Source organism: Streptomyces sp. NPDC028635 (genome assembly GCF_040637635.1).
Lineage (GTDB): Bacteria > Actinomycetota > Actinomycetes > Streptomycetales > Streptomycetaceae > Streptomyces.
The window spans coordinates 47,557-65,457 of sequence record NZ_JBEZWX010000032.1 but is presented as its reverse complement, the minus strand read 5'-3'; the positions used below and the strand labels follow the sequence as shown (position 1 = coordinate 65,457).

The 17,901-nt window shown below is 72.4% G+C and carries 16 protein-coding genes; 8 read left to right on the top strand and 8 right to left on the bottom strand.

Features of this window, described 5'->3' with window-relative positions:
* The first annotated feature begins 2 nt into the window (after window positions 1–2).
* From uraH to AB0E88_RS27365, 5 genes are all read left to right on the top strand, one after another.
* On the top strand, window positions 3–404 hold the full coding sequence (gene uraH, locus AB0E88_RS27385; protein WP_361635689.1) for a hydroxyisourate hydrolase: 402 nt from the start codon (window positions 3–5) through the stop codon (window positions 402–404).
* A gap of 8 nt (window positions 405–412) precedes the next feature.
* Window positions 413–1,348 carry a factor-independent urate hydroxylase gene (gene pucL / locus AB0E88_RS27380; RefSeq protein ID WP_361635686.1) on the top strand — a complete coding sequence of 312 codons (936 nt, stop codon included), beginning with the start codon at window positions 413–415 and terminating at the stop codon, window positions 1,346–1,348.
* A 65-nt stretch (window positions 1,349–1,413) separates the two neighbouring features.
* A complete protein-coding gene (locus tag AB0E88_RS27375) occupies window positions 1,414–2,826 on the top strand; it encodes a nucleobase:cation symporter-2 family protein (RefSeq protein ID WP_361635683.1) in 1,413 nt (470 codons plus the stop codon).
* A 69-nt stretch (window positions 2,827–2,895) separates the two neighbouring features.
* Window positions 2,896–4,281, top strand: a complete 1,386-nt coding sequence (locus tag AB0E88_RS27370) for an 8-oxoguanine deaminase (RefSeq protein ID WP_361635680.1) — start codon at window positions 2,896–2,898, stop codon at window positions 4,279–4,281.
* 221 nt (window positions 4,282–4,502) lie between these two features.
* Entirely contained in the window at window positions 4,503–5,870 is a 1,368-nt protein-coding gene (locus tag AB0E88_RS27365) for a nucleobase:cation symporter-2 family protein (protein ID WP_361635677.1), read from the top strand.
* A 300-nt stretch (window positions 5,871–6,170) separates the two neighbouring features.
* Here the strand turns inward: AB0E88_RS27365 and AB0E88_RS27360 are convergent, their stop codons facing one another.
* The 4 genes from AB0E88_RS27360 to AB0E88_RS27345 form a co-directional block, all read right to left on the bottom strand.
* The gene (locus AB0E88_RS27360) at window positions 6,171–6,593 is read right to left on the bottom strand and encodes an acyl-CoA thioesterase (protein ID WP_361635674.1); all 423 of its coding nucleotides are present in this window, start codon (window positions 6,591–6,593) and stop codon (window positions 6,171–6,173) included.
* A 71-nt stretch (window positions 6,594–6,664) separates the two neighbouring features.
* Window positions 6,665–7,294 carry a hypothetical protein gene (locus AB0E88_RS27355; protein WP_361635671.1) on the bottom strand — a complete coding sequence of 210 codons (630 nt, stop codon included), beginning with the start codon at window positions 7,292–7,294 and terminating at the stop codon, window positions 6,665–6,667.
* Between the two features lie 54 nt (window positions 7,295–7,348).
* Complete coding sequence (locus AB0E88_RS27350; RefSeq protein ID WP_361635668.1) at window positions 7,349–7,948, bottom strand: histidine phosphatase family protein; 600 nt, start codon at window positions 7,946–7,948, stop codon at window positions 7,349–7,351.
* 79 nt (window positions 7,949–8,027) lie between these two features.
* Window positions 8,028–9,236, bottom strand: coding sequence for a pyridoxal phosphate-dependent aminotransferase (locus AB0E88_RS27345; protein ID WP_361635665.1), 1,209 nt, complete (start codon window positions 9,234–9,236; stop codon window positions 8,028–8,030).
* A gap of 81 nt (window positions 9,237–9,317) precedes the next feature.
* On the opposite strand from AB0E88_RS27345, the gene AB0E88_RS27340 reads away from it, so the two are divergent.
* Entirely contained in the window at window positions 9,318–9,959 is a 642-nt protein-coding gene (locus tag AB0E88_RS27340) for a winged helix-turn-helix transcriptional regulator (RefSeq protein WP_361635662.1), read from the top strand.
* A 29-nt stretch (window positions 9,960–9,988) separates the two neighbouring features.
* On the opposite strand, the gene AB0E88_RS27335 is transcribed toward AB0E88_RS27340, so the two are convergent.
* The 3 genes from AB0E88_RS27335 to AB0E88_RS27325 form a co-directional block, all read right to left on the bottom strand.
* Window positions 9,989–10,801, bottom strand: a complete 813-nt coding sequence (locus AB0E88_RS27335) for a hypothetical protein (protein WP_361635659.1) — start codon at window positions 10,799–10,801, stop codon at window positions 9,989–9,991.
* A complete protein-coding gene (locus tag AB0E88_RS27330; protein WP_361635656.1) occupies window positions 10,801–12,063 on the bottom strand; it encodes a VWA domain-containing protein in 1,263 nt (420 codons plus the stop codon). The genes AB0E88_RS27335 and AB0E88_RS27330 overlap by 1 nt, the downstream gene beginning before the upstream one ends.
* A gap of 77 nt (window positions 12,064–12,140) precedes the next feature.
* On the bottom strand, window positions 12,141–13,628 hold the full coding sequence (locus tag AB0E88_RS27325) for an IucA/IucC family siderophore biosynthesis protein (protein WP_361635653.1): 1,488 nt from the start codon (window positions 13,626–13,628) through the stop codon (window positions 12,141–12,143).
* A 122-nt stretch (window positions 13,629–13,750) separates the two neighbouring features.
* Here AB0E88_RS27325 and AB0E88_RS27320 point away from each other — a divergent pair, with 122 nt between their 5' ends.
* A complete protein-coding gene (locus AB0E88_RS27320; protein WP_361635741.1) occupies window positions 13,751–15,244 on the top strand; it encodes an IucA/IucC family protein in 1,494 nt (497 codons plus the stop codon).
* 20 nt (window positions 15,245–15,264) lie between these two features.
* On the top strand, window positions 15,265–16,170 hold the full coding sequence (locus AB0E88_RS27315) for a HipA family kinase (RefSeq protein WP_361635650.1): 906 nt from the start codon (window positions 15,265–15,267) through the stop codon (window positions 16,168–16,170).
* 61 nt (window positions 16,171–16,231) lie between these two features.
* On the opposite strand, the gene aceB is transcribed toward AB0E88_RS27315, so the two are convergent.
* Window positions 16,232–17,857 (bottom strand): malate synthase A, encoded by a 1,626-nt coding sequence (aceB, locus tag AB0E88_RS27310; RefSeq protein ID WP_361635647.1) that lies wholly within the window; start codon window positions 17,855–17,857, stop codon window positions 16,232–16,234.
* Between the last annotated feature and the right edge of the window lie 44 nt (window positions 17,858–17,901).

Below are 17,901 nucleotides of genomic sequence, written 5' to 3'. Positions count from 1 at the left end.
CCATGAGCACCAGCACCACCGCCTCGGTGTCCACGCACATCCTGGACACCTCCGTCGGCCGGCCCGCCGAGGCCGTCGCCGTCCACCTGTCGGCCCGCTCCGGGCCCGACGCGGACTGGCAGGCACTCGGCGGTTCGGCCACCGACGCGGACGGGCGGTGCAAGGACCTCCCGGCCCTGCCGGAGGGGACCACACACGTACGGCTCGACTTCGACACCGAGACGTACTTCGCCAAGAAACAAGCCGCGGCCCAGCAGGACGCCCCCGCGCTCCGGGACAGCGAGAACAGCCGGCCGGTGTTCTTCCCCGAGGTATCCATCGCCTTCGCGGTGGTGCCCGGTGAGCACTACCACGTTCCGCTGCTGCTCAACCCGTTCGGCTACTCCGTTTACCGAGGGAGCTGACCGACACCATGACCCGTTTCGTCCTGGGACAGAACCAGTACGGCAAGGCAGAGAACCGCGTCGTAAAGATCACGCGTGACGGCGACACGCACCACATCAAGGACCTGAACGTCTCCGTCGCCCTGTCCGGCGACATGGAGGAGGTCCACCGCAGCGGTTCCAACGCGAACGTCCTGCCCACCGACACCACCAAGAACACGGTGTACGCGTTCGCCAAGGAGCACGGGATCGAGAGCTCCGAGGACTTCGGAATCAAGCTCGCCCGCCACTTCGTGGACAACACCGGTTCCATCAGCCGGGCCCGCATCCGCGTCGAGGAGTACGGCTGGGAGCGGATCGAGACCTCGCAGTCCGGCGCCCGCTTCGTCGGCTCCGACGAGATCGCGCACTCCTTCGTCCGCAAGGGCCAGGAGACCCGCGTCGCGGAGATCACCTACGACGGCCACGGCATCCAGGTGCTCTCCGGGTTCAAGGACCTGACCGTCCTGAACACGACGAACTCCGAGTTCTGGGGCTACCTGAAGGACAAGTACACCACCCTGAAGGAGGACTACGACCGGATCCTCGCCACTACCGTCTCCACCTGGTGGCGGCACAACTGGGACGGCATCGACTCGCACGCCCCGGACTGGGACCGTTCGTACAACGGGGTGCGCAAGCACGCGCTGCAGGCGTTCGCCGAGACCTACTCGTACTCGCTCCAGCAGACCCTCTTCGAGATGGGCGTGCGGGTGCTGAACTCGCGCGACGAGGTCGACGAGATCCGCTTCTCGATGCCCAACAAGCACCACTTCCGCTCGGACCTGTCGCCCTTCGGGATCGACAACGAGGCGAAGGACGGCGCCGTGTACTACGCCGCCGACCGCCCCTACGGCCTGATCGAGGCCACCATCCTGCGGGACGGCGCTGAGCAGCTCATCCCGGTCGACATGACCAACCTCTGACGCGGGGCGCGTGTCCCCGGACCCGGCCGCCGGGCCCGGGGACACGCCACACCGGAGGGAACACAATGGCACAGCCTGCAATGGAGCCGGTGAAAGGCTCCTGTTCCACCCCGCCGGTGCACACCGAGGACGCCGTCACGTCCGTGCACCCGGTGGACGAGAAGCTCCACCTCTCGCGGCTCGTCCCCGCCGCGCTCCAGCACATCGCCGCCATGTACGCAGGCGTTGTCACTCCTCCGCTCATCATCGGCCAGGCCTGCGGTCTCGACATCGCGGCCCGCACCCGCCTGATCGCCGCGTCCCTGCTCATCGCGGGCGTCGCGACCATCCTGCAGACCATCGGCGTCAAGGGCTTCGTCGGCAACCGGCTGCCCTTCGTCAACGCCGCCTCCTCCGCCGGCATCGCGCCGATCCTCGCGATCGCCGAGACCAACGACAAAGGCCACCAACTCCCCGCGATCTACGGCGCGGTGATGGTCGCCGGTGTCTTCTGCCTGGCCGTCGGGCCCTTCTTCGGGCGGCTCCTGCGCTTCTTCCCGCCGCTGGTCACCGGCGTCGTCATCACGCTCATCGGTGTCACCCTGATGCCCGTGCCCGTCAGCTGGGCGCAGGGCGGCGACAAGACCGCCGCGGACTTCGGCGCCATGAAGTACCTCGCGCTGGCCGGCTTCACCCTCGCCGTGATCCTGCTGATCCAGCGCTTCGGCAGGGGCTTCGTCAAGCAGGTCGCCCTGCTGTTCGGCCTGCTCGTCGGCACCCTGGTCGCCATCCCCTTCGGCATGGCCGACTTCACCGCCTTCAAGTCGGCGCCCGTGGCGGCGCTGCCGACCCCGTTCGCCTTCGGCACGCCCGAGTTCCAGCCCGCGGCCATCCTGTCGCTGTGCATCGTGATGCTGGTGCTGATGACCGAGTCCAGCGCCGGCATGCTCGCCCTCGGCGAGATCTGCGACCGCCGCGCGAACGCCAGGACGATCACCCGGGGCCTGCGCACCGACGGCATCGCCACCCTGCTCGGTCCGGTCTTCGGCGGCTTCCCCACCTCGGCCTTCGCCCAGAACGTCGGCGTCGTCTCGCTGACCCGGGTGCGCAGCCGCTACGTCGTCGCCGTCGCCGGCGCCACCTTGCTGGTCCTCGGCGCCTTCCCGGTCCTCGGCGCGGTCGTCTCCCTGGTCCCCATGCCGGTCCTCGGCGGCGCGGGCATCGTGCTGTTCGGCTCGATCGCCGTCAGCGGCATCCGCACCCTGTCGGAAGCCGGCCTGGACGACAGCTCCAACATCATCCTGGTGGCCGTGGCGCTCGGCGCGGGCATCATCCCGCTCGCCGCCCCCACCTTCTACGCCGACTTCCCCGCCTGGGCCCAGACGGTGCTCGGCTCCGGCATCAGCGCCGGCGCGCTCGTCGCGGTCCTGCTCAACCTCTTCTTCCACCATCTCGGCACCCGGAGCAGCCAGACCGCTCCGGCACTCAAATCTTCCTAGGGTCCTGCCGTGCCCTCCCCGTGGACCCACCTGCGTCCACGGGCCGTCACTGAAAGACAAGGAAGCGCGATGGCAGCATCGGCAGCGCAGCGCATCGTCATCGAGAACTGTGCGATCGCCACCGTGGACGCGGACGACACCGAGCACGTGTCGGGGCATCTCGTCCTCGCCGGGAACAGGATCGAGTCGGTCGGCGCCGGCAAGGCCCCCGAGGGCCTGCGGAACGTGGTGCGCCGGATCGACGCGAGCGGTCATCTCGCCACGCCCGGTCTGGTCAACACGCACCACCACTTCTACCAGTGGATCAGCAGGGGCCTGGCCACCGACCACAATCTGTTCGACTGGCTGGTCGCGCTGTACCCGACGTGGGCGCGCATCGACGAGCCGATGTGCTACTCGGCCGCGCAGGGATCGCTCGCCATGATGGCCCGCGGCGGTGTCACCACCGCCATGGACCACCACTACGTGTTCCCGCACGGCTCCGGTGACCTGTCCGGCGCGATCGTCAAGGCCGCCGCCGAGATGGGGGTGCGCTTCACGCTGGCCCGCGGCTCGATGGACCGCAGCGTCAAGGACGGCGGGCTGCCGCCGGACTTCGCGGTGGAGACGCTGGACGGCGCGCTTGCGGCGACCGAGGACACCGTCCGCAAGCACCACGACGCCTCCTTCGACGCGATGACCCAGGTGGCCGTCGCGCCCTGCTCGCCCTTCTCCGTGTCCACCGAACTCATGCGGCAGGGCGCCGAGCTGGCCCGCCGCCTCGGGGTGCGGCTGCACACCCACGGCTCGGAGACGGTGGAGGAGGAGAAGTTCTGCCACGAGCTGTTCGGCATGGGCCCCACCGACTACTTCGAGTCGACGGGCTGGCTCGGTGAGGACGTGTGGATGGCGCACTGCGTCCACATGACCGACTCCGACATCGCCGCGTTCGCCCGGACGAAGACCGGCGTCGCCCACTGCCCGTCGTCCAACGCCCGCCTCGCGGCCGGTATCGCCCGCGTCCCCGACATGCTCGCCGCGGGCGTCCCGGTCGGCCTCGGCGTCGACGGCACCGCCTCCAACGAGTCCGGTGAACTGCACACCGAGCTGCGCAACGCCCTGCTGATCAACCGCCTCGGCGCACACCGCGAGGCCGCGCTGAACGCCCGCCAGGCGCTGCGCCTCGGCACCCACGGCGGCGCGCGGGTGCTCGGCCGGGCCGACCAGATCGGCTCGCTGGAGGCGGGCAAGCTGGCCGACCTGGTGCTGTGGCGGATGGACACCCTCGCCCACGCGTCCATCGCGGACCCGGTGACCGCGCTGGTCTTCGGCGCGGCCGCCCCGGTCACCGCCTCCTTCGTCAACGGCCGGCAGATCGTGGAGGACGGGCGCCTGCTCACCGTCGACGAGGACGCCGTCGCCCGTTCCACCCGCGAGGAAGCACAGCGCCTCGCCCGGATCAGCGCCCAGGGCTGATCCCCCCAAGTCTCCGGCCGAGAGGGACGGCTCCCGGCCGGGAACCGTGGATCCGAGCGGGATCCACGGCAGCCGTCTCCGGGGCGCGCGTGAACGCGCGCGCCCCGGAACGGTCTCACCGCTCACCCGCGCCACCCCCCGTCACGGTCCCGCACGACCTCGCACCACCTCCCAGATATCCACGTCGCCCCACGACGTGTTAGCCGCCCGGAGGAGCAGCTGTGGCCGCCCATCCCGTAGACGAAAAACTCCCCGCACTCAAAATGGCGACCAGCGGCTTGCAGCACGTCGCCGCCATGTACGCCGGAGTCGTCGCCCCACCCCTGATCGTCGGCGCGGCCATCGGCCTCTCCGCCGCCGAGCTGACGTTCCTCACCGGTGCCTGCCTGTTCACCGCGGGCCTCGCCACCTTCCTGCAGACCCTCGGCATCTGGAAGATCGGTGCCCGGCTGCCCTTCGTCAACGGCGTCACCTTCGCCGGTGTCGCCCCGATGACCGCGGTGGTCGCCTCCACCCACGACAAGTCCGACGCGCTGCCGATCATCTTCGGCGCGGTCATCGTCGCCGGTCTGCTCGGCTTCCTCGCCGCTCCCATCTTCAGCAAGGCGCTGCGCTTCTTCCCGCCGGTCGTCACCGGCACCGTGATCACCCTGATCGGGGTGTCGCTGCTCCCGGTCGCCTTCGGCTGGGCCCAGGGCCCCAACCCCAAGGCGGACGACTACGGTTCGACGACCTACCTCACCCTGGCCGGCATCACCCTGCTGATCGTGCTGCTGCTGCGCCGTTTCACCACAGGCTTCGTCAAGCAGATCGCGGTGCTGCTCGGCTTGATCGCCGGCACCCTCATCGCGATACCGTTCGGCGTGACGGACTTCAGCCCCGTCGGCGAGGCCGCCGTCATCGGATTCCCGACCCCGTTCCACTTCGGCGCCCCGCAGTTCCAGCTCGCCGCGATCCTCTCGCTGTGCGTGGTGATGGTCGTCTCGATGACCGAGTCCACCGCCGACATGCTGGCGCTCGGTGAGATCGTCGAGCGGCCCGCCGACGAGAAGACCATCGCGGCCGGCCTGCGCGCCGACACCCTCGGCTCGGCGCTCAGCCCGCTGTTCAACGGCTTCATGTGCAGTGCCTTCGCACAGAACATCGGCCTGGTCGCGATGACGAAGATCCGCAGCCGGTACGTCGTCGCCACCGGTGGCGCCTTCCTGGTGCTGATGGGCCTGTGTCCGATGGCGGCGTCACTGATCGCGGTCGTGCCCCGCCCGGTCCTCGGCGGCGCCGGAGTGGTGCTGTTCGGCTCGGTCGCGGCGAGCGGCATCCAGACCCTGGTGCGGGCCGGCCTGGAACGGGACAACAACGTCCTGATCGTGGCCGTCTCCCTCGCCGTCGGCATCATCCCGATCACCGCGCCGGAGTTCTACCACTCCTTCCCCGAGACGGCGAAGATCGTCCTGGACTCGGGCATCTCGACGGGCTGTGTCACGGCCGTGGTGCTCAACCTCCTCTTCAACCACCTCGGCAAGAGCCGCGAGGCCCAGGACGTGACGCACCCCATGGAGGCGGGGGAGGAGATCGCCGCCGCCCACTGAGACCGGCGGTGAGGGCTCGACCGGCCGGGGGAGACGGACAGCAACCGTCACCCCCGGCCGTCGCCGTGACCCGACGCGGCGGCCCTGCACGGCGCATTCCGCACACGGGCAGGGGCTGGACGCGGAAGGGGCACAAGGCGCCCTGGCCGACACCGAGTTATCCGGGAAGGCCGTGACGTCCCGGTCACCGCCATGGTCACCGAGGACGTCGCCGAGGTGCTCGGCAGGCCGGCGCCGCCGTTCCGGCACCGGGCGCACGAGGGCCGGGAGGCGTTCGCCGGAACGTGACGAGGCCCGGTGTCACAGGCCGAACAGGCCCGGGTGGTCGGCCAGTTGCTTGAAGCGGTCCTGCGGGTCCGCCACCAGGCGGCGGGCCTTCAGGTCCAGCAGCCCCCCGACCGCCGTGATCTCGGCGGCGATCGTGCCGTCCGTCTTGAGGATCGTCTGCTGTATGCGGAAGGTCTTGCCGCCGCCCCACTCGAAGGCACACGTCACATCGACCTCGTCCCCCGCGAGCAGCTCCCGCCGGTAGCGGATGGTGGTCTCCAGGGCGACCGGTCCGACGCCCGTGGCGATCAGCCCGGCCTGGGTGATCCCGGCCGCCTGGAGCAGCGACCAGCGCGCGTGCTCCGCGTATTGGAGGTACACGCTCTGGTTCAGGTGTCCCTGTACGTCGGTCTCGTATCCGCGGACGCTGATCCGGACGGAGAACGGCTCGCTCATCACTTCCCCTTCGCCTTCCTCGCACTGCCCACCGATCCTGGCACGCCCCGCACCCCGGACGCGGGGACTCCTCACACCCGGCGCGGGGAAGCGAGCAGATACCGGGCCCGGGTGCGGGGCTCGGTGTACTCGCCGGCCTGCCAGCCGGCCTCCTCCAGCGCGGCCGCGCAGCCGCCGAGGGCGTCCGGGGCGTCCGCGTGCACGGCGACCGCCTCCGGCTGCGCCGTCGCCCGCACCCGGTACCCGTCCTGCCCGCCCCCGGCCGGCCGCTGCCCCGCCGCCTCCAGGGCGAGCGCCGCGGCCTGCACGAGATGCGTGCGCTCCCAGCCGCACGGGCGGTCCACGGCCCCGTCCGGATTGGTCATCCGGCGCAGCTCCAGCAGCCCCTGCCAGGCGCTGTGCACCTCACGCGCCCGGGCCGGACCGGTGTCCGGCGGCTCGTCCTCACCGCCCGGCCGCGCGCTGAACACACCGGTCGCGGGCTGCGCGGGAGTCGGCTCGGGCGGCGCGGTGACCGGCGCCCGACGTATCCGGTGCCCGGCCGGCGTCAGGAAGTGATCGTGCGGCGGCCGCGGATGCCGGAAGGCCAGCCCCTGCCTGACCAGCGTCGCGAGCTGCGCCTCAGTGCCCCGCAGCCGCCCGGTGACGGGGTCGGCGGCGTCGATGACACGCCGCTGAGCGGCGGTGGGCGGTCGGGTCACGGCGTACTCCTTCCTGCGCGGCTCCCGTGGCCGGGATGTCAGCCGCTTCGCAGGCTACGCCGGGGGTCTGACATTCCAGCCGGCGATCACCGGCCGCCCGTGCTCGGTGCCCAGCCGGCACAGGGTGCCGGTGGCCAGCTGGAACAGCGCCCCGTGCTGGGGCGGCAGCCCCAGCCGACGGGCGGTCAGCACCCGCAGGAAGTGCCCGTGGGCGACGAGCAGGACGATGCCCTCGGTGTTGTTGAGGGCGGCGTCCACCTTCCCGAGCATCCGGTCGGCGCGCTCCCCGACGTCCTCGGGAGACTCCCCGGGGTGGTCCGGCGGCCCCGGCGCCACCCCGTCCGTGAACAGGAACCACCCCGGCCGCTCGCGCTGGATCTCCACGGTGGTGATGCCCTCGTACCCGCCGTAGTCCCATTCGCGCAGATCGGCGTCCACGCGCGCGTCGCGCACCCCGATCAGCTCGGCCGTCTCGCGCGCCCGCTGCAGGGGGCTGACGAACGCGGCCCCGATCCGGTGCGAGCGGATCAGCGGCATCAGCCGCCGTGCCTCCTCGCGCCCCCGCTCGGTCAGCGGGACGTCCGTGGAGCCGGTGTGCCGGCCGGACCGCGACCATTCGGTCTCCCCGTGCCGGACCAGAAAGAGATCACCCACGCCTCACAGGCTACGGGCCCGGTCCGCCGCTCGCGCGCCGTCGCGGCCGTCGGGCTCCGGCGCGCACGGGAGGCGCCCGCTACTGCCGGTACCCGCTCAGGAACCGCCCGATCCGGCCGATCGCCGCCTCCAGGTCCTCCGCGTGCGGCAGGGTCAGGATCCGGAAGTGGTCGGGGGCGGGCCAGTTGAAGCCGGTGCCCTGGACGACCTGGATCTTCTCGCGCAGCAGCAGGTCGAGGACGAACTTCTCGTCGTCGTGGATCTTGTGGACCTTGGGGTCCAGCCGCGCGAAGGCGTACAGCGCGCCCTTGGGCTTCACGCACGACACGCCCGGGATCTCGTTCAGCTTCTCCCACGCCACGTCCCGCTGCTCCCGCAGCCGGCCGCCGGGCGCGGTCAGCTCGCGGATGGACTGCCGGCCGCCGAGCGCGGCCTGGATGGCGTACTGGGCGGGCGCGTTGGCGCACAGGCGCATGGAGGCCAGCATGGTCAGGCCCTCGAGGTAGTCCTTCGCGTGCTGCCGGGGGCCCGTGACCACGAGCCAGCCGGAGCGGAAGCCGGCCACGCGGTAGGTCTTGGACAGGCCGCAGAAGGTGAGGACGACCAGGTCGGGGGCGAGCGCGGCGGCCGAGTGGTGCACGGCGTCGTCGTAGAGGATCTGGTCGTAGATCTCGTCGGCGAAGACCATCAGGCCGTGCCGGCGGGCGAGGCCGAGGACGCCCTCGACGATCTCCTTCGGGTAGACGGCGCCGGTGGGGTTGTTGGGGTTGATCAGGACGACCGCCTTGGTGCGGTCGGTGATCTTCGCCTCCATGTCGGCGAGGTCCGGGTACCACTCGGCCTGCTCGTCGCACAGGTAGTGGACCGCCTTGCCGCCCGCGAGCGTCGTCACGGCCGTCCACAGCGGGAAGTCCGGGGCGGGGATGAGGATCTCGTCGCCGTCCTCGACCAGCGCCTGCACGGCCATGGAGACCAGCTCGCTCACGCCGTTGCCGAGGAACACGTCGTCGACGTCGACCTCCAGGCCGAGGGTCTGGTAGCGCTGGGCGACCGCGCGGCGGGCGGAGAGGACGCCGCGCGAGTCGGTGTAGCCGTGCGCCTGCGGCAGCATCCGGATCATGTCCTGGAGGATCTCCTCCGGCGCCTCGAAGCCGAAGAGGGCCGGGTTGCCGGTGTTCAGCCGCAGCACGCTGTGCCCGGCCTCCTCCAGCGCGTTCGCGTGCTCGATCACCGGCCCGCGGATCTCGTAACAGACCTCGCTGAGCTTGTTCGACTGCCGGAACTCCATGCGCCCCTCCGGAAACTCGTGTTGCTTGGTTTTACCAAGTGGGAGCTTGGAAAGTCCAACAAGCCGTCTAGACTGCGTCGCATGTCACCCCGCACGCGCCGTAGTTACGACCAGTACTGCTCCGCCGCCCGCGCCCTCGACCTCGTCGGCGACCGCTGGACCCTGCTGATCGTCCGGGAGCTGCTCGCCGGACCGCGCCGCTACACCGACCTGCACGCCGACCTGCCGGGCGTCAGCACGGACGTGCTCGCCTCACGGCTGAAGGACATGGAGCAGGGCGGCCTCACCACCCGGCGCCGGCTGCCCCCGCCGGGCGCCGCCTTCGTCTACGAACTGACCGCGCGCGGAAACCGGCTGCTCCCCGTGCTGCAGGCCCTCGGCGCCTGGGGGGAGGCCGAACTGGGGGAGCGGCGGCCCACCGACGCCGTCCGCGCCCACTGGTTCGCCCTGCCGCTGCTGCGCGCCATCGACGGCGAGGGACTGGTCGAAGTGCGCCTCGAGGAAGGCGTGTTCCATCTGCACGCCGGAGCCGGGGAGGGCCCGGTCTACGGCGACGGCGCCGCACCCCGCGAACCCGACGCCCGGCTCGTGATGGACGCGCACACCTGCGCGGCGCTCTCCCGGGGTGAGACGAGCCTCGCCGACGCGATCCGCGGCGGGCGCGTCGAGGTGACCGGCGACGGCGCCCTCGCCGGGCAGCTGCGCGAAGGGCCCGCCGCATAGCGCGTGCGGCGGGCCCGGTCAGCGGTTCGTCAGACGTTCGGCGGCACATGGGACGGGCGACCCCGGCCACGCGTCAGCGCGTAGCCGCCGACGCCCGCGAGCGCGGCCAGGACACCGCCGATCGCGGTCCACACCCAGCGGTCCGACCACCAGCCGGACGACCAGCCGCCGTCCGGCTCGACGCTCGCCAGCACGGCTGCCTTCTTCGAGTCGTCCTTGCCGTCCTTGTCCTGCTGCTTCGTGACGGCGACGCCCGGCACCAGCGGCTCGGCCAGCCACCCGTCCACGGCCGCCGCACCGCCGATGTCCTTCGACTCCACCCGCAGTTCGGCGTCCACCGGCTGCCCGAGGTCGGCCGTCTGCACGCCGACCGCCGTCAGCCGGACGTAGTACGTGCCCGGCAGCGGGTCGTTCGCCCACGGCTCCGACCAGGCGCGCACGGTGCGCAGCACGCAGGTCAGCTCCAGCGAGGAGGTCCCCGCGTCCGCCGTGCGGGTCTGCGCGCCGTACTGGCAGGCCTGACGGCGCCTGAGGCCGTCGTACACGTCGACCTGCCAGGTCTGCGTCGTGTGCGTCTGCGGCAGCTTCACCGTCGCCTTCACGGTGGGCCGCTGCTTCGCGTCCGCCGGGAACGACCAGTACAGGTAGTCACCCGTGGAGGCGCTCGCGGTGGCCGTCTGTCCCTGCTCCACCTCCGTCGCCGTACGGAACGAGGTGCCCGCCGACGCCGGTGCCGCGCTCGACCCGGACGGGCTCGGCGACGGCGAGGAGTCGGCCGCGGCGGGGGCGGCGGCGAGGCCGAGCGTGAGCAGTGCCGCGCCCAGCGCGGTGGTGATCCTCATCAGTTCGTCCTCCACACCGCGACACGCCAGCGCGACAGCCAGCCCCACACCACACCCGCGAGGAAGCCGATCAGCACCAGCAGACCGAGCAGCCACCAGCCGCGCCCGAGACCGAAGGACGCCACGTCGTCCGCCTGCGACGGACCGTCGACCACGTCCACGGTCAGCTCCAGCGGCATGCCGGGCGTGGCCTTCACGCCGGGCGCCGCCGAGAAGGAGTTGGTCACCGCGAGGCACACCGTCTCCGCCGGGGCGTCGTCGTCGTCGCTGTCGGCCTTCGGGTAGCGCAGACCGGTCGAGATCACGTCGGTGCGGCCGGTGCCGGCCGCCTCACCGCGCACGATCTCCCGGCCGTGCACGGTGACCGCGCGCAGCAGCACACCGTAGTCCGGGTGCATCGAGCGGTCCGCGGCCACGCTCACCGAGGCGCGCAGCTCCTGGCCGGGCTTGACGTCCACCCGGTACCAGCGCTGCTGACCGAACTCCTCGCGGTCGGTGTACAGGCCCGAGTTCAGCGTCGGCGCCTTGGTGCATGAGGACGCGCCGTCGGTGGCGACCGGCGTGACCACCGGGTCGGCCGCCCGGTCCACCAACTGGTTCACCTTGTCGGCGAGTTCGCCGGTGTGTTCCACCGACGTGTAGGTGCCGCCGGTGGCCTCGGCGATGCAGCTGAGCTGCCGGCGCATCTTCACGTTCGGCACCAGGCCGAGGGTGTCGATGGTCAGGCCGATGCCCTTGGCGGCTATCTCGCGGGCCACCTCGCACGGATCGAGCGGGGCGCAGGTGTCCTCGCCGTCGCTGATCAGCACGATCCGCTTGGAACCGGTACCGCCGTCGAGGTCCCCGGCTGCCTTGAGCAGGGCCGGACCGATCGGCGTCCAGCCGGTCGGGTTGAGCGTGGCCACCGCCGTCTTGGCCTCGGTGCGGTCCAGCGGGCCGACCTTGTACAGCTGCGCGGTGTCCTTGCAGCCGGTCTGCCGGTCGTCGCCCGGGTAGGTGGCGCCGAGCGTGCGGATGCCGAGCTGCACCTCCTCGGGTGTCGCGTCCAGCACCTCGTTGAACGCCTGCTTGGCCGCCGACATGCGCGACTGCCCGTCGATGTCCCGCGTCCGCATCGATCCGCTGACGTCGATCACGAGGTCGACCTTCGGCGCGCTTGCGGTGGTCTCGTCGGCGACCGCCCCGGCCGGGCACGCGAGCCCGGCCGCGAGCGCGGCGAGCAGGGCGCCGACGCCCGCCGCCAGCCGTTGTCTTCTGATCATCGGCGGATCTTATTGATCTCCGGGTCCCGGCTCCAAAACGGTCCGTCAGGCGAGCGGTACGAGCGGCGCGACGGGGGTCAGGCGAGTGGGGCCGGCAGCAGCGCCCACTGGTCGCCGGGTACGTCGGGCGTCAGCCGCATCAGCGTCAGCGCCTTCACCGGCAGCGGTTCCTGACACAGCGCCACCAGGTCCGGGGTGCGCGGCAGATCCCGTACGGCCGCCGCCAACGCCCCCCGCAGGGCCGGGCCGTTGCCCGCGGTGGCGGCCAGCGCACCCGCGACCAGGGAGCCGAACAGCTTGCGCCGCAGCGTCGTCACGTCGTCCGTGACGATCCGGCCCGCGAGGTCGCCGGGAACCACGATGCCGTGGCGGGCCAGCCGGGCCGGGCTGACCCGGATGTCGGCCAGGTCCCGGTAGACCAGCCGCCGCGGCTCACCCGCCGGACCCAGCACCACCAGCAGGTTCTGCCCGTGCGCCTCCAGCGCCGCGCCCAGCTCCAGCAGCCGCAGGCCCACGGACAGCGCCAGCCGGGCGAAGTCCGCGAGCCAGGCGGCGGAGTGCGGCCCGGGAAGAGCCGCCACCGGCACCACCTCCTCACCGGGCCCCGCGTACACCTCCGGCGCCTCGCGCAGCTGCGCCGCCAGATCGGGGGAGTGGGCCGTCGCCGCGCCCAGCGTCCGCGTGATGTGCAGCAGCCCGTCCGTGTGCGCGGCCAGCCGCTCGCCGAACTCCGACAGCGAGGCCGCCATGCGCACCGAGCCGACCGAGATGTCCCGCACCGAGGACGTCAGCCGGGCGCTCAGCGCGGTCTTCACGTGCGGGCCGCCGGGCAGCGCGAGCGTACGCAGCGCCATCAGCGGATGCGCGGCGAGCGTGGCCCGACCGGTCCGCTTGAGCACATGCTCCGCCTGCCACGGATGCACCGGCAGCAGCAGCCGCTCCCCGTCCCGCAGCCACTGCGGCCAGCCACCCGTCACCAGGCACCCCTCGGCCGGCACCGCCAGCAGCTGCAGCTCCACCACCGGCCGGTGCTCGGGCGCGTACGCCAGCTGCTCCGCCACCGAGAAACCGGGCCGCGAGCGGCAGCAGGGATGGTAGGGATGCCCGTCCACGACCCGCTGCTCCCACTCCCAGCCCCGCGCGGGCCGCCCGTGCGAAAGCCCCTCCTGCCCGGCCCGGGACAGCGCGAGCGAGGCGACGCTGTGCCCCAGCTCGGTCGCGAACCCCGCCGCGTGCGGCACCGCCAGGTCCGTCATCAGCCGCTCCGGCCGCTCGTACGCCACCCCGTCGAGGTGTACGGCGCCGACGTACGCGTCGGTGGCGTACGCGTCCGGCACGGGGCCGTGCAGCCGGCGGCCGTCCGCCAGGCGCAGGGTGAGGCCGTCGCCGCTCTCCTCGCGGCGGGTGATCCAGGGCAGCGGTTCGTGGCCGAGGCCGCGCCACAGGCGGGTCAGCACGGCGGCGCGCGCGCCGGGCAGCGCGGCCCGGTACCGGGGCACCAGGCCGGGACGCTCGGCGGCGAGTGCGGCGGCGACCTCCGCCTCGGCGGTGGCGGGTCGGTGCACGGGCGGGCTCCTCGGGTACGCGGACGGCGTCACGGCGGGCCGTGACGGCGGGGATACTGATCGTCTCCGACCGACAGGACCGTAGGGAACGAGTGGATCGCGTGGACCTCCTGCCTCCCACCATGGGCGATTTCCCGCCGCGCGACGACCTCGCCGCCCGGGCCGACGCCTACGCCGCGGCGCCCCTGCTGAACTGCCTGCTGCGCGAGGTCGCCGAACCGGTGGGCGCCGACGCCGCCTGGCGGGTGCACCGGCTGGCCGCATCCGGGCGGCTGCTGCGGGTGCGCGGCACCCGCCGGCCCGCTTGTCCCGAGGTCCGCGCGGACGGCGCGTGGCGCCCGCTGGACCACCGCGACCTGGTCGCTCTCGTCGCGGACGAACTGCGCCGGCACACCGGGCTCGACAGCCCGGATCTGCCCGCCGAGATGACCGACAGCCGGGACGTGGTCGCCGCCCTGCTGGCCGCGCGCGCCGCCGCCACCGCGCCCGCCGACCCGTATCTGCGCTCCGAGCAGTCCCTGATCACCGGCCACCCCCACCACCCCGCCCCGAAGGCGCGGGGCGGGGGCCCGCCGGCCGCCTGGCTGCCGTACGCCCCGGAGGCGCACGCCCGGTTCCCGCTGACCCTGCTCGGCGTGCGCGCGGACACGGTCGTCGAGGAGGGCGACACGGGTGCCCTCGACGCGCTCGGTGAGGCCCCGCCCGGCTACCTGCTGCTGCCCGCCCATCCCTGGCAGCTCCGGCTGGCCGAGTCCGCCCTCGCGGACGCCTTCGCCGACGGCCGTCTGATCCGGCTGGGCGCGACCGCGTTCCCGGTGTGGCCGACGGCCGCGATCCGCACCGTGTACGCGCCGGAGGAGGACCTGTTCCTGAAGTTCAGCCTGGATGTGCGGATCACCAACGACATCCGCCGGCTGTGGGAGCACGACCTGCGCGGGCTGCGCCGTACGGACAAGGCCGCCGCGCACGCGTTCGCCGCGCTCGGCGGCCCCGCGGCCTGGCTGAGCGACCGGGGCCACCGCACCGCCTGCTTCGCCGTCGAGGAGCTGGTCGTCGTCGTCCGCGACGGCCTGCGCGGGGCCGTCCTGCCCGGCGCGACCCCGCTGCTCGCGGCCGGCCTGGTGGAGGGCTTCGACGGCAACCCGCTCGCCGCCGCGGCCGACCCGGCGGCCTGGTGGCAGGCGTACCTGCGCGCGGTGGTGCCGCCCGCCCTCGCCGCCTACGCCGACCACGGCGTCGTCCTGGAGGCGCACCTGCAGAACACGCTGGTCGCGGTCGACGCCGACGGGATGCCCGTCCAGGCCCTCTTCCGGGATGCCGAGGGCGTGAAGCTGCTGCCCGAGGTGACACCGCGGGCCGGGTGGGAACGGCTGGTGTACTGCCTGGTCGTCAACCACCTCACCGAGGTCGCCGCCGCGCTCGCCGAGCACCACCCCGGCCTCGACCCCTGGCCGGCGGCCCGCCGTGAACTGGCCCGCCACGACCTTCCGGAGGTCGCCGCGCTGCTGGCCTCGCCCACCTTGCCCGGCAAGACCAACCTGCTGCTGCGCTGGACCGCGGCGGACGGCGCGGCGGCCCGCTACCTGCCGCTGCCCAACCCGCTGGCCGCCACCTGACCTGCCGTAGGCTGGCCGGTGTGCTGCGCGACGTGACCGCTGTTCGATACGTGACCCCGCTGAGGTCGGGCGGTTCGGTGCCCGCGGTCGTCGAGGCCGACGACGACGGCACCTACGTCGTGAAGTTCACCGGCTCGGCGCAGGGACGCAAGGCGCTGGTCGCCGAGGTGATCGTGGGGGAGCTGGCCCGGGCGCTGGGACTGCGCTTCCCCGAGCTGGTGCTGGTCCACTTCGACCCGGCGATCGCCGCGGACGAACCGCACCAGGAGGTGCGCGACCTGCACGACGCCTCCCACGGGATCAATCTCGGCATGGACCATCTGCCGGGCGCGGTCGACTTCACGCCCGAGATCGCGCAGGAGTTCCCGGTGGACCCGCTGGAGGCCGGCCGGATCGTCTGGCTCGACGCGCTGACCGCGAACGTCGACCGCACGGTCCACAGCTCCAACCTGATGGTGTGGCCCACCCTCGGTGTCGCCCGCCCGCGGCTGTGGCTCATCGACCACGGCGCCGCACTCGTCTTCCACCACCGCTGGGACGGCGCCGACCCCGAGAAGGCCTACGACTTCCGCCACCACGCCCTCGGCCACTACGGCCCCGACGTGCGCGCCGCCGACGCCGAACTGGCGCCCCGGGTCACCGAGGAGCTGCTGCGCGCCGTCGTCGCCGAGGTGCCGGACGCCTGGCTGACGGACTTCGCGAGCCCCGAGGAGATGCGCGAGGCGTACGTGGCGTACCTGTACGCGCGCGTGCGGGCCTCGGGGAAGTGGCTGCCCACCGACTTCCCCGGCCGCGAGGAGCTGGCAGCGGACGAGGCGCGGCGGGCGGCGCGCACCCGGGCGGGCCGCCCCGACTGGCTGAAGCGGGTGCCCGATCTGCACGGCAAGCCGGCCGCGCAGCAGGACTGGTCAATTCATCTGGGCTGAACGGGCCGAGCGGCCCCGGGGACACCCCCCCCGGGGCCGCTCGGATCGCCGGGGCCGGGTGTCAGCCCTTGAGCTGCTCGTACGCCGGCAGGGTGAGGAAGTCGGCGTAGTCCTCGTCGAGGGAGACCTGGAGCAGGAGGTCGTGCGCCTGCCGCCAGTTGCCGGCGGCGAAGGCCTCGTCGCCGATCTCCTCGCGGATGTTCTCCAGCTCCTCGGCGGCGACCTTGCGGGCGAGGTCGGCGGTGACCTTCTCGCCGTTGTCCAGGACGACACCGGCGTTGATCCACTGCCAGATCTGGGAGCGGGAGATCTCGGCGGTGGCCGCGTCCTCCATCAGGTTGAAGATCGCGACGGCGCCGAGGCCGCGCAGCCAGGCCTCGATGTAGCGGATGCCGACCTGGACGGCGTTGACCAGACCGTCGTAGGTGGGCTTGGCGTCCAGCGAGTCGATGGCGATCAGGTCGGCCGCCTTGACGTCGACGTCCTCACGCAGACGGTCCTTCTGGTTGGGCTTGTCGCCGAGGACCTTGTCGAAGGACTCCATGGCGATCGGCACCAGGTCGGGGTGGGCGACCCAGGAGCCGTCGAAGCCGTCGCCCGCCTCGCGGTCCTTGTCGGCGCGGACCTTCTCGAAGGCGACCTTGTTGACCTCGGCGTCCCTGCGGGAGGGGATGAACGCCGCCATGCCGCCGATCGCGTGCGCGCCGCGCTTGTGGCAGGTGCGCACCAGCAGTTCGGTGTAGGCCCGCATGAACGGGGCGGTCATCGTCACCGCGTTGCGGTCCGGCAGGACGAACTTCTCGCCGCCGTCACGGAAGTTCTTGACGATGGAGAACAGGTAGTCCCAGCGGCCGGCGTTGAGCCCGGCGGCGTGGTCGCGCAGCTCGTAGAGGATCTCCTCCATCTCGTACGCCGCCGTGATCGTCTCGATCAGGACGGTGGCGCGGATGGTGCCCTGCGGGATGCCGAGGTAGTCCTGCGCGAAGACGAACACGTCGTTCCAGAGGCGGGCCTCGAGGTGCGACTCCGTCTTCGGGAGGTAGAAGTAGGGGCCCTTGCCGAGGTCGAGCAGGCGCTGGGCGTTGTGGAAGAAGTACAGGCCGAAGTCCACGAAGGCGCCCGGGACCGGGGTGCCGTCGGCGCCGACGAGGTGGCGCTCGTCGAGGTGCCAGCCGCGCGGCCGCATGACGACCGTGGCGAGCTGCTCGTCGGGCTTGAGCGCGTAGGACTTGCCCGACCTCGGGTCGGTGAAGTCGATGCTGCGGGTGTAGGCGTCGATCAGATTGAGCTGGCCGAGGACGACGTTCTCCCAGGTGGGGGCGGAGGCGTCCTCGAAGTCCGCGAGCCAGACCTTCGCGCCCGAGTTCAGGGCGTTGATGGTCATCTTGCGGTCCGTCGGGCCGGTGATCTCGACACGGCGGTCCTGCAGCGCGGCCGGGGCCGGGGCGACCTTCCAGGAGTCGTCCGCGCGGATGGCGGCCGTCTCCGGCAGGAAGTCGAGCGTGGAGGTGCGGGCGATCTCGGCGCGGCGCTCGGCACGGCGGGCGAGGAGTTCCGCGCGGCGCGGCGTGAACCGCTGGTGCAGCTCGGCCACGAAGGCGAGCGCCGCGTCGGTGAGGACCTCTTCCTGCCGGGGCAGGGGCTCGGCGTCGACGATGGCCAGCGTGGACGGCGCTGGTGCGGACATGAGCGGTCACTTCCTTACGGGGGGCTGTTTCAGCGAACCACGTG

Excerpts from the sequence above, each read along its gene's own strand:
- uraH (WP_361635689.1), top strand. The coding sequence starts at position 3 with ATGAGCACCAGCACCACCGCCTCGGTGTCCACGCACATCCTGGACACC.
- pucL (WP_361635686.1), top strand. The coding sequence starts at position 413 with ATGACCCGTTTCGTCCTGGGACAGAACCAGTACGGCAAGGCAGAGAAC.
- AB0E88_RS27375 (WP_361635683.1), top strand. The coding sequence starts at position 1,414 with ATGGCACAGCCTGCAATGGAGCCGGTGAAAGGCTCCTGTTCCACCCCG.
- AB0E88_RS27370 (WP_361635680.1), top strand. The coding sequence starts at position 2,896 with ATGGCAGCATCGGCAGCGCAGCGCATCGTCATCGAGAACTGTGCGATC.
- AB0E88_RS27360 (WP_361635674.1), bottom strand. The coding sequence starts at position 6,593 with ATGAGCGAGCCGTTCTCCGTCCGGATCAGCGTCCGCGGATACGAGACC.
- AB0E88_RS27345 (WP_361635665.1), bottom strand. The coding sequence starts at position 9,236 with ATGGAGTTCCGGCAGTCGAACAAGCTCAGCGAGGTCTGTTACGAGATC.
- AB0E88_RS27340 (WP_361635662.1), top strand. The coding sequence starts at position 9,318 with ATGTCACCCCGCACGCGCCGTAGTTACGACCAGTACTGCTCCGCCGCC.
- AB0E88_RS27335 (WP_361635659.1), bottom strand. The coding sequence starts at position 10,801 with ATGAGGATCACCACCGCGCTGGGCGCGGCACTGCTCACGCTCGGCCTC.
- AB0E88_RS27330 (WP_361635656.1), bottom strand. The coding sequence starts at position 12,063 with ATGATCAGAAGACAACGGCTGGCGGCGGGCGTCGGCGCCCTGCTCGCC.
- AB0E88_RS27320 (WP_361635741.1), top strand. The coding sequence starts at position 13,751 with ATGGGCGATTTCCCGCCGCGCGACGACCTCGCCGCCCGGGCCGACGCC.
- aceB (WP_361635647.1), bottom strand. The coding sequence starts at position 17,857 with ATGTCCGCACCAGCGCCGTCCACGCTGGCCATCGTCGACGCCGAGCCC.